The 10,086-nt window shown below is 71.5% G+C and carries 9 protein-coding genes; 1 reads left to right on the top strand and 8 read right to left on the bottom strand.

What is annotated here, in order from left to right:
- Positions 1–212: 212 nt before the first annotated feature.
- From AC3A57_RS14365 to AC3A57_RS14330, 8 genes are read right to left on the bottom strand one after another with little or no spacing between them, the layout of a single operon-like run.
- Positions 213–1,163, bottom strand: coding sequence for a phosphatidate cytidylyltransferase (locus tag AC3A57_RS14365; RefSeq protein WP_221671302.1), 951 nt, complete (start codon positions 1,161–1,163; stop codon positions 213–215).
- Complete coding sequence (locus AC3A57_RS14360) at positions 1,160–1,792, bottom strand: lysophospholipid acyltransferase family protein (RefSeq protein ID WP_221671301.1); 633 nt, start codon at positions 1,790–1,792, stop codon at positions 1,160–1,162. The genes AC3A57_RS14365 and AC3A57_RS14360 overlap by 4 nt, the downstream gene beginning before the upstream one ends.
- The gene (locus AC3A57_RS14355; RefSeq protein WP_487579619.1) at positions 1,789–2,424 is read right to left on the bottom strand and encodes a CDP-alcohol phosphatidyltransferase family protein; all 636 of its coding nucleotides are present in this window, start codon (positions 2,422–2,424) and stop codon (positions 1,789–1,791) included. The genes AC3A57_RS14360 and AC3A57_RS14355 overlap by 4 nt, the downstream gene beginning before the upstream one ends.
- A 35-nt stretch (positions 2,425–2,459) precedes the next feature.
- Positions 2,460–3,890 (bottom strand): TIGR04222 domain-containing membrane protein, encoded by a 1,431-nt coding sequence (locus AC3A57_RS14350; RefSeq protein WP_487579526.1) that lies wholly within the window; start codon positions 3,888–3,890, stop codon positions 2,460–2,462.
- Positions 3,887–4,354, bottom strand: a complete 468-nt coding sequence (locus AC3A57_RS14345) for a hypothetical protein (RefSeq protein WP_487579525.1) — start codon at positions 4,352–4,354, stop codon at positions 3,887–3,889. Before AC3A57_RS14345 ends, AC3A57_RS14350 begins: the two co-directional genes overlap by 4 nt.
- Positions 4,351–5,697, bottom strand: a complete 1,347-nt coding sequence (locus AC3A57_RS14340; RefSeq protein WP_487579524.1) for a phosphatase PAP2/dual specificity phosphatase family protein — start codon at positions 5,695–5,697, stop codon at positions 4,351–4,353. The genes AC3A57_RS14345 and AC3A57_RS14340 overlap by 4 nt, the downstream gene beginning before the upstream one ends.
- Positions 5,694–7,454: a bifunctional alpha/beta hydrolase/class I SAM-dependent methyltransferase gene (locus AC3A57_RS14335; RefSeq protein ID WP_487579523.1), complete on the bottom strand. Its 1,761-nt coding sequence runs from the start codon at positions 7,452–7,454 to the stop codon at positions 5,694–5,696. The genes AC3A57_RS14340 and AC3A57_RS14335 overlap by 4 nt, the downstream gene beginning before the upstream one ends.
- The gene (locus AC3A57_RS14330) at positions 7,451–8,098 is read right to left on the bottom strand and encodes a CDP-alcohol phosphatidyltransferase family protein (protein ID WP_487579522.1); all 648 of its coding nucleotides are present in this window, start codon (positions 8,096–8,098) and stop codon (positions 7,451–7,453) included. The genes AC3A57_RS14335 and AC3A57_RS14330 overlap by 4 nt, the downstream gene beginning before the upstream one ends.
- A gap of 416 nt (positions 8,099–8,514) precedes the next feature.
- On the opposite strand from AC3A57_RS14330, the gene purH reads away from it, so the two are divergent.
- Positions 8,515–10,071, top strand: a complete 1,557-nt coding sequence (gene purH, locus AC3A57_RS14325; protein WP_487579521.1) for a bifunctional phosphoribosylaminoimidazolecarboxamide formyltransferase/IMP cyclohydrolase — start codon at positions 8,515–8,517, stop codon at positions 10,069–10,071.
- Positions 10,072–10,086 lie beyond the last annotated feature (15 nt).

Genomic DNA, 10,086 nt, shown 5'->3' with positions numbered 1-10,086 from the left:
GGCGCTGCCTGCGCGGGCGTCGGAACGCCCGGCCCGGCCATCCTTGGCCGGGCGTGTGACCGAACCAGCGCGCAATGCGCGCGTACGGCGCTTCTATCGGCGGCAAGTTGCCATCCATGGCGCTGCCTGCGCGGGCGTCGGAACGCCCGGCCCGGCCATCCTTGGCCGGGCGTGTGACCGAACCAGCGCGCAATGAGCGCTGAGCGGTTCGGTCACACCCACCAATATCGAATGAGGTGGAAAAACACCGGCGCGGCGAAGCACACCGAATCGAGGCGGTCGAGCACGCCGCCGTGGCCTTCGATCATGTGGCCCCAGTCCTTGATCCCGCGGTCGCGCTTGATCGCCGACATCACCAGGCCGCCGTAGAAACCCATCAGATTGATGACCAAGGCCAACGCCGCGGCCTGCCAGGGCGAGAACGGGGTGATCCACCACAGCGCCGCGCCGAGCGCGGTCGCCGAGGCCACGCCGCCGACGAAGCCTTCGACCGTTTTCGACGGCGACAGCCGCGGCGCGATCAGGCGCTTGCCGCACAGCTTGCCCCAGACGTACTGCAGCACGTCCGAGGATTGCACCACGATCACCAAGAACGCGATCAGCAGCAGGTTGCGCCCTTCGTAACCGGGGATGCGCAGGTTCAGCAAGGCCGGCACATGGGAGATGCTGAACACGCAAATCATCAGCCCCCACTGCACTTTCGCCGTGCGCTCCAGATAGCGCGTGGTGTCCTCGCCGACCGTCGACAGGATCGGCAGCAGCAAGAACGCGTAGACCGGAATCAGCAAGGTGTACAGGCCGTACCAGTCGGTGTAGACCAGCCAGTACTGCAGCGGCAGGGCCAGATAGAACGCCGCCAGCAAGGCGTAGTAATCGCTGCGCCGGGTCGGGGTGAGGGTGATGAACTCGCGCAACGCGAACAGCGATACCAGCGCGAACAGTACGATCATGCCGACCCGGCCGATCGCGAACGCGACCCCGACCACCAACGCCATCACCCACCAGGCGCGGATCCGCGCGACCAGGTTGGCGATCACCGCGCTCGGCCGGTCGCGGGTGCGCCAGCGCAGGAACTCGGAAATCGCGGTAGCGAACAGCAACACCGCGGCGACGCCGCCGAACAGCAGCACCGAATGCGGTTGCCCGCGCAGGAACTCGATCATGCCTGGCCTCCCTGGCCGTTTTCCGACAGCGCCAGCAGGGCGCCGCGCGCGCGCTCCAGGAACGCGTCCTTGCCCTCGTCGGCCTGCAGCCGCAGGGTGTCGCCGAAGGTCGCCGTGCACAGCAAGGGCAGCGGCAGCAGCTTGCCCTTGGGCATGACCCGGGCCAGGTTGTCGATCCACACCGGCACGAACTCCAGTTCCGGGCGACACCGCGCCAGGTGGTACAGGCCGCTCTTGAACGGCAGCAAAGGCTCGTCGCTCTGGTTGCGCGTGCCCTCCGGAAACAGGATCAGCGAACTGCCGCCGTCGACCGCCTCGCACAGGGTCTCGATCGCATCGCGCTTGCGCTGCGCCGGATCGCGCTCGATCAGCACGCCGTTGAAGACCTCGCGGATCAGATAGCGGCGCAGTCCGTCGCGTTGCCAGTACTCGGCGCCGGCCACCGGCCGCACGTCGCGGCGCAGGGCCGGCGGCAGCGCCGACCAGATCATCACGAAATCGCCGTGGCTGACGTGGTTGCCGTAGTACACCCGGTGATCGGCCGAGGGCGCGCAGCGCCACAGCGCGCGCGCGCCGGTCAGGGCCCGGATCGCGCCGCTGAAGCCGGCGGCGAGCAATTGCGAAATCATCGCGACTCCAGTTCGCGCACGATCGCGCGCAGTCGTACCGCCACCGTCCAAGCCGCGCCCAACACCACCGCCGCCAGCGCGGCGGCGAGCAGCCAGGCCACCGCCGCCGCCTGGCCCAGCGCCAGGCCGACCGCGGCCAGGGCCGCGGCCACGCTCATCGCGATCATCCGCGGCCGCCGCGCCATCGGGCCTTCGCGATGCTCGCGCAGGCCGCAGGCCAGGCCGAGCACGCGCACGTAGGCGGTGCCGACCGACAACAGCGACGCGGCCCAGCCCAGGTCCGGCCCCCAGGCCAGCCACGGCGCCAGGCCGTAGCCGACGCCGAGGAACACCAGCGCGTCGGCGAGCCGGTCGGGCGCATCGCTGTAGACTTCGCCGGCCTTGCCGATCAGGCCGCCGCGTCGCGCCAGCAGGCCGTCGAGCCGGTTGCACAGCAAGCGTCCCTGCAGGCACAACGCCGCGAACGCCAGCAGTGCGGCGCCGTAGTGCGGCGGATCGCGCAGGGCGAACAGGAACGCCAGCCCGGCCAGCGCGGCCAGGCCGATCGCGAACAGGGAAATGCCGTTCGGCGTCGCGCCGCTGGCGCGCAGCCGCGCCAGCAAGGCCAGGCGCCAGCCGTCGCGGCGCCGGATCGGTGTGGGTTCGCTCATCTGTCCTTGCCCCTCGCTCAACTGCCGCAGCCGCCGCAACCGCCGCCGCCCCCGCAACTGCCGCCGCCGCTACAACCGCTGGTGCTGGTGCCCGAATCGTTGGAACTCGACGACACCGGCGTGCGCACCCAGTGGTAGTCGGCCAGAGCGGTGCCGACCAGAGCCGAACTGCCGGCCACGGCCACGCGCGCGCCGTAGTCGCCGTAGCTCCACGGACGGCGCGAGCCGTCGTGCAGCGCCCAGTCGCCGCTGCGGCTGCGCCGCTGCAGGCTGCACAAGCGCACCACCGTCAACAGCGCCGCCAGCAGGCTCAACACCACCAGGAACCCGACCGGCCGGTCGCGCGCCAGGCCGATGCCGATCTTGCTCAGTCCGAAGCCGATCAGCGCGATCATCGGCAAGACCGCCACCGCACGCGCCCGCCAGTCCTGCGCCGGCGTCAGCCACCACCCTTGCGCGCGCATCGGTTCGGCCAGGTCGTGGTAATGCTCCTCCAGCGCGCGATGCGCCTCGTCGAGGCGCTGCTTGCGCTGCACCAGCGCGGCAGCGGCGCGCAGGCGCTCGGGCAGCGCGGCATCGGTGCGGTCGCGGCGCAGCCAGGCCCGCGAGGCGTCGATCTGGCGGGCCGGCCCGGAAAGATCGAGCTTGAACGCCTCGCAGCTCAGCAGTTCGACGATGGCCACGTCGGCGGCGCGCTTGGGCCCGGCGGCCAGGAAACCCAGCTCCACCGGATCCTCGACCGTGCGCTGGCTGCGCCGGTTCGGCCCGCGCAGCGCGCGTTGCGCGGCGCCGCCGGCGACGAAGGTCCAACCCAACAAGGCCACGTACAGGGCCAGGAATCCGCCACCGCGCCACTGCAGCGGGGCGGCGGTGCCGTTGGCCGTGGCGCCGAGGGCGAACGCGGCGAGCAGCAGCGCGCTCCAGATCCAGAAAGCTCGTCCGAGGCCGCGCGGCTCCGACGGCCACGGCAGACCGGCGTGCGGCCGTTCCGCCGCGGCGGGCTCCGGCGACGCTGCCGGTTCGGCCTCGCCCCAGAATCGCGCCGGCGGTTCGCCGAAGAACAAGCCGTAGCTGGTGCGGGTATCGCGGTACTGCCGGCGATGGCGCTCGTCCTCGGCGACGCCGCCGCGCGAGGGCGCGTGATGCAGCGGCCGTTGCAGCACCTGCGGGCAGAACCGGTCCCAGTAGTCGCGGGTGTCGGTGACATGGGCGTGCCAGACCCGGTCGACGAACTGGCTCGGGGTCACCGGATGGCCCGCCTCGACCGCCAGGAAGCAGAAGCGCCGGTACTCCTCCAGCGCCGCCAAGGCGGTCTCGCGGTCACAGCCGCACTCGTGCGCGACCCGCGACACGAAGGCCTCGCCCTGGTCGCCGCCGAAGCGGTAGTCCTGCAGCCGTCGCCACAAGGCCCGTTGCGCGTCGGTCCAGACGCCGGTCGTGCCGCTCATCCATTCGCTCCGGCCAGGCTTCCCCACCCGGGACGGTCCAGCAAGACCGCGCTCGACAGCGACAGCCACTGCAGTCCCAGCGCGATCGCCTGCCGCCGCACCAGGCCCAGCGCGCCGCGCCAGCGCGCGTCCCAGCCGCGGCCGGCACGCACGGCCGGCAGCAGGCGCAGCCCGATCAGTCCCGCATCGAGCCGCCGCGCCGCGTCGGCCGGATCCTCGCCGGCTGGCGCGGTATCGGCCAGGGCTTGCAGCAGGCGCGCATCGAAATCGACTCGCAGGGCGTAATAGGCCTGCGCCAGTCCAGCGGCGATGCTGCCGAGCAGGACCGCATCGGACAACCACGCCGTCGACAGCCACAGCCCGGCCAACGCCCCCGCGAGCAGCAATAGCGAAATCGCGCGCAACCAACGTCCCTGCGCCAGCAATGCCGCCATCGCGCGCAGTTCGAATCCGCCGACGTTCATGCGGCTTCGCCCCCGACTGCGGCTACCGGCAGCATGGCGTCGCCGTCCAGGCAAGCCTGCAGGGCGCGCCGGTGCGCCGGGCCGAGCACGATCGCCGGCCGCGCCCGGCGCAGGGTGTCGATCGCCGCCTCCAGCGAATGCGCGCGACCGCTGCGCAACAGCCAGGCCGCCAGCGCCGCGGCGCTGCGCGAATAGCCCAGCGCGCAGCAGACAAGGACCTTACCGCGCGTGCGCAGGCGTTCGATGTCCTGCGCCGCCTGGGCCAATTGCGCCGGCGTCGGCGCGACCAAGTCCAGCATCGGCCGCACCGCATCGCCCTCGCGCCACACCGGCAACGACAGCTCGGCGCTGCAATCGACGATGGCGGCGAAGACGCCGCGTTCGCCCGGGCCCGGCACCCGGCCGAGCCAGACCCCGTCGGCGACCGCGACCGGTTGCGGCGCGCGCCGGGTCCACCAGCGCGAATTGAGCCAGGCCGCCAGCAGGTACGGCGCGAACAGCCAGCGCGCAGCCATGCTCAGGCGGCCGTCGGCGCGCTTCTGGAAACCGTTCGCGCCGAGCAGGGCGTAATTGATCGCGACCAGCGCCAGCGACAATGCCGGCCACAGCAGCCACCATGCGGCCCCACGCAGCCACCAGGCCGCCGCCGTGCACGCCGCCGCGCCCAATGCGTACAACGCCGCCAGTTTCCAGCGTTGCGCATCGCGCGCCAGGGCCGCGCCGCGCCACGGCGCCGGCGCGCGCTCGGGCCACAGCCACACGCACAGCCAGCCGGCGAGCAGGCCGGTGGGGACGTCGACGAAGTGGTGCTGGTAGGTGGTCAGCACCGACACGCCGATCAGGGCGAACCAGCCGTGCAGCAGCCAGCGCCAGGCCCCGCGCAGGTGCGCGGCGAAGCGCACCCACAGCACGATCAGCAAAACGATGTGCAGCGAGGGCGCCTGGTTGAAGGGTTTGTCGAAGCCCAGCAGCACGTCGAACAGCCAGCCGAATACGCCGTCGCTGTCCGGGCGCTGGAACGAGAAGCGCAGCGGCCACAGCAGGAAGCAGGCGATCGCGATCGCCTGCGCGGTCAGCAGGCGCAGGCCCTGCGTGTCGAGTTCGCGGCGGTCGCGGCAGACGAACAGCGAGATGCCGTAGAACAGGTCGATCGACCAGTACGGCACGATGGTCCAGGCCCAGAAGGGGATCGCCCGCTCCCAGTCGAACACGATGCTGGGCACGCCGGCGCGCGCCGCGGCCACGCCGTTGGCGTAGCCGTAGCTGAGGAAGAACAGCGGCGCCAGCACCAATAGCCACAGTGCGGCGCGTCCCCACGGACGCCGCCCGGGCGCGGCGGTCATGCGCCGACCCGCTGCGCCAGGGACACGGTGAAGATGCCGAACGCGTCGATGCGCTGCTCGACCTTGCGAAAGCCGGCCGCGCGCACCAGCTCGTCCATCTCCTGCTGGCTGCGCCGGCGCATCACCCAGGCCGCGCCGCCGCGGTGGCTGGTCAGGGCGCGGGCGATGAATTCCAGCTGCGGGTGCCAGGGCTGGCCGGTATAGACCAGGAAGCCGCCCTCCGGCACCGCCGCGGCCAGGCCTTCGAGCGAGCGCCGCACCTGGTCGTTGTCGGGGAACAGTTCGTACAGGCCCGACACCACCGCCAGGGTCGGACGCGGATCCAGCGCAGCCAGGGCGTCGCGGTCGAAGGCGTCGCCCTGGTCGAAGCGCGCCAGCGCGCCGGCGCCGAGCTCCTCGATCAGGGCCCGGCCCTTGTCGACGTTGAGCTCGCTGTAGTCGCGCAGGCGCACCGAATCGGCCTGCGCGCCTTCGCCGGCCAGCGCCTCCAGGGCGTAGCGGCCGTGGCCGGCGGCGATGTCGATCGCGTGCACCGGCAACCCGGCCGCGCGCAAGCGGCGCATCGCCTCGCGCAGCAGTTCGTTGAGATGGCTGCGGCGCACGCGGATGCCGCGCCAGCCGATCGCATTCAGATAATTGCGGTCGACCATCCGTCCGAGCGGGCCGCTGCCGCGGGCCTGGTTGCGGTAGACGTAGTCCAGGCTGCTGCCCGAATCGAAGCCGGTGTCCAGGCCGAGCTTGATCCCTTCCGACAGCTTGCCGCCGAAGCGCAGGCCGGCGCGGACGAAGCGCCAGCGCAGGTCGGCCAGCGACCAGCGCTGCGGCGGCCAGCTGAGCTTTTCCGATTCCTCGAAGCTGGGGCCGCTGCGGTGCGCGTCGGCGAGGTCGGCGCGGCGCAGCGGCTCGGCGAAGCGCGCCTGCAGGAAACTGCGGATGCGGTTGACCGCGGCCGCGCGGCCCTTCTCGCCGAGGGTGTCGTGGTAGAAGCCGTCGAGCAGGTGGCGTTCCTTGATCGGCGCGCCGAGGTTCTCGTAGAAGCGGTCCTGCGGCCCGCGATGGACCACGAAATCCGAACCCGAGACCAGCAACTGGGTCGGCACGGTGATCGCCTGGGCGTCGGCGACGACACGGTCGGCGGCCTCGTACAGGCCCAGCAGCACCCGCACCGAGATCGGCCGGGCGATCAGCGGGTCCTTGCGGTAGCTCTCGACCCGCTCCGGGTCGTGAGTCAGCCATTGCGGCTGCACATAGCTGTTGACGAAGAAGTTGCCGCGCAAAGCCTGCATCAGCTTCAGGCCGGGGCGGGCCAGCGGCACGTACAGCTTGACCTTGAACGCCGGCGAGGCCAGCACCAGCGCGCGCAGGCGCGGCGCGTAGTCGTGGACCCAGGTCGCGGCGACCACCGCGCCCACGCTCTGCGCGACCACCGCCAGGTCCTCGACCGCGACCCCGTGCTTGCCGCCGATGTGGGCGACGAAGCGGTCCAGGTCGCGCACCAGCGCCTCGAAGCCCGGCGCGTCGCCGCGCTCGCCGGGCGAGCGGCCGTTGCCGCGCGCGTCCCAGGCGAACACGTCGTACTCGGCCAGGTTCAGTTCGTCGACCAGGTGCGCGACCCGGCCGGAGTGCTCGTGGCCGCGGTGCAGCAGCACGATCGCCCGGCGCGGCTGGCCGGCGGCGGGCGCCGGCGCCGGCCAATGCCGGTAGAACAGCTCGGTGTCGTCGAAGCTGGCGAAATAACGTTCCTGCGCTTCCCTCACGGGTGGTCTCCTTGTCGTTCCTGCACCGCGTCCTGCGCGGCATCATGCCGCAATCCGGCGCGGACGCGGCGCACCACCGTCCACGCGCACAAAACACTCAACAACCCCAGGGCCGCATCCACCGTCGCCGCGCCGATCCAGCCGCCGGCCAGCAGCACGCCGAGCAGGCCGACCGCGAAGGCGCGGTCGCTCTTGCCCATCGGCCCGTCGTAGCGACGCGGCGCGCCGACCATCGGCCCGAGCACGCCGGCGTACTCGGTCAGCGCGGCCAGCACCACGAAGGCGATCAGCGGCGCCGGCATCAGCCCGGGCACGGCGAACAGGGCCAGGTACAGCGCGCTGTCGGCGACCACGTCGGCCAGTTCGTTGAGGTAGGCGCCCAGCCGCGACTGCTGGCCGAACTCGCGCGCCAGCATGCCGTCGATGGCGTTCATCGCCATGCGCAGGAACATCCAGCCCGGCAGCAGCAGGAACAGCGCCGGCCGCGCCGTCGCGCCCCAGCCCACCGCCGCGGCGACCGCAAGCGAGACCAGGGCCGCGGCCACGGTCACCTGGTTGGCGGTGACGCCCAGCGCATGCAAGCGCCCCACCAGCGGCCGCAACAAGGCCTGGAAGCGTCCTTTCAAAGCGTAGATCGAGGCCATCGGCTCCTGCGTTCCTTCGCGCCCGGTGGACGCTGGCGGACAGCTTAGCCGCTGCGCGCGGCCGTGGGCCCCAGCCGGGCGCGCGATCGGCGCGGTATAGCGCCAGTAGCCCGGGCGGGGCCAGCGGCGGCACCGGCGGGTCTGGGGGCAAGAGCAAATCCCCCCTGCCCCCCTTTTTCAAAGGGGGGAACAGCAAAAGCCGACGAGCATAGGAAGGCCGCGAGCCGATCCGGTCGCCTCCCCCCTTTGAAAAAGGGGGGCGGGGGGGATTTGCCGTTGCATTTGCCGTTGCCTCCGGGCCCCCTCCCCATACCGCCCTGAACGGACCGACCGCCCGCCCCCGGCGGCTATAATTCCCGCGCCCTTCCGCAGCCTCCCTCCCCGCAATGACCTCCGACCGCTCGACCGGCTCGCCGGTGAAACTCCGTCGCGCCCTGCTGTCCGTGTCCGACAAGACCGGCCTTCTCGATCTCGCCCGCGCCCTCGCCGCGCACGGCGTGGAACTGCTGTCCACCGGCGGCACCGCCAAGGCGATCCGCGACGCCGGCCTGGCCGTGCGCGACGTCTCCGAGGTCACCGGCTTCCCGGAAATGATGGACGGCCGGGTCAAGACCCTGCACCCGATCGTGCACGGCGGCCTGCTCGGCCGCGCCGGCACCGACGACGCGGTCATGGCGCAGCACGGCATCGCCGCGATCGACCTGCTGGTGCTGAACCTGTATCCGTTCGAAAAGGTCTCCGCCGACCCGTCGTCCTCGTTCGAGGACGTCATCGAGAACATCGACATCGGCGGCCCGGCGATGCTGCGCTCGGCGGCGAAGAACTTCGCCCGCGTCGCCGTCGCCACCGACCCGGCCCAGTACGCCGGCCTGGTCGCCGAGCTCGAAGCCAGCGCCGGCGCGCTGTCGGCCAAGACCCGCTTCGACCTCGCCGTGGCCGCGTTCAACCGCGTCGCCCAGTACGACGCGGCGATCAGCAACCACCTCTCGGCGATCGCCGAGGACGGCAGCTCGAAGACTTTCCCGGCCCAGCACAATTCCAGCTTCGTCAAGGTCATGGACCTGCGCTACGGCGAGAACCCGCATCAGCAGGGCGCGTTCTACCGCGACCTGTACCCGGTGCCGGGCACCCTGGCCACCTTCGCCCAGTTGCAGGGCAAGGAACTGAGCTTCAACAACCTCGCCGACGCCGACGCGGCCTGGGAATGCGTGCGCCAGTTCGAGCGCCCGGCCTGCGTGATCGTCAAGCACGCCAACCCCTGCGGCGTGGCCGAGGGCGTGGCCTGCGGCGACGCCTACGAACTGGCCTATGCGACCGACCCGACCTCGGCCTTCGGCGGCATCATCGCCTTCAACACCAAGCTCGACGCCGCCACCGCCAAGGCCATCCTCGACCGCCAGTTCGTCGAGGTGCTGATCGCCCCCGACTACGAAGACGGCGCGGTCGAATACGCCAAGAAGAAGGCCAACGTGCGCGTGCTGCGCATCCCGCACGGCGCCGGCCGCAATATCCACGACGTCAAGCGGATCGGCTCGGGCCTGCTGGTGCAGAGCAGCGATCTGCGCGAGGTCGGCCGCGACGAACTCAAGGTGGTCAGCAAGCTCGCCCCCACCGAAGCCCAGCTCGACGACCTGCTGTTCGCCTGGCGCATCGCCAAGTTCGTCAAGTCCAACGCCATCGTCTATGCCCGCGACCACCGCAGCATCGGCATCGGCGCCGGGCAGATGAGCCGCGTGGTCAGCGCCAAGATCGCCGCGCTCAAGGCCGAGGAAGCCGGCCTGGTCGTGCCCGGCTCGGTGATGGCCTCCGACGCCTTCTTCCCCTTCCGCGACGGCATCGATGCCGCCGCCGCGGCCGGGATCAAGGCGGTGATCCAGCCGGGCGGTTCGATGCGCGACAGCGAAGTCATCGCCGCCGCCGACGAACACGGCCTGGCGATGGTGTTCACCGGCGTGCGCCACTTCCGCCACTGAGCCCGAATGCGGGGA

The organism is Lysobacter sp. Soil_C_15, from assembly GCF_057657315.1.
The sequence above is the reverse complement of the archived record's forward strand: the minus strand, read 5'-3'. Positions and strand labels throughout refer to the sequence as shown.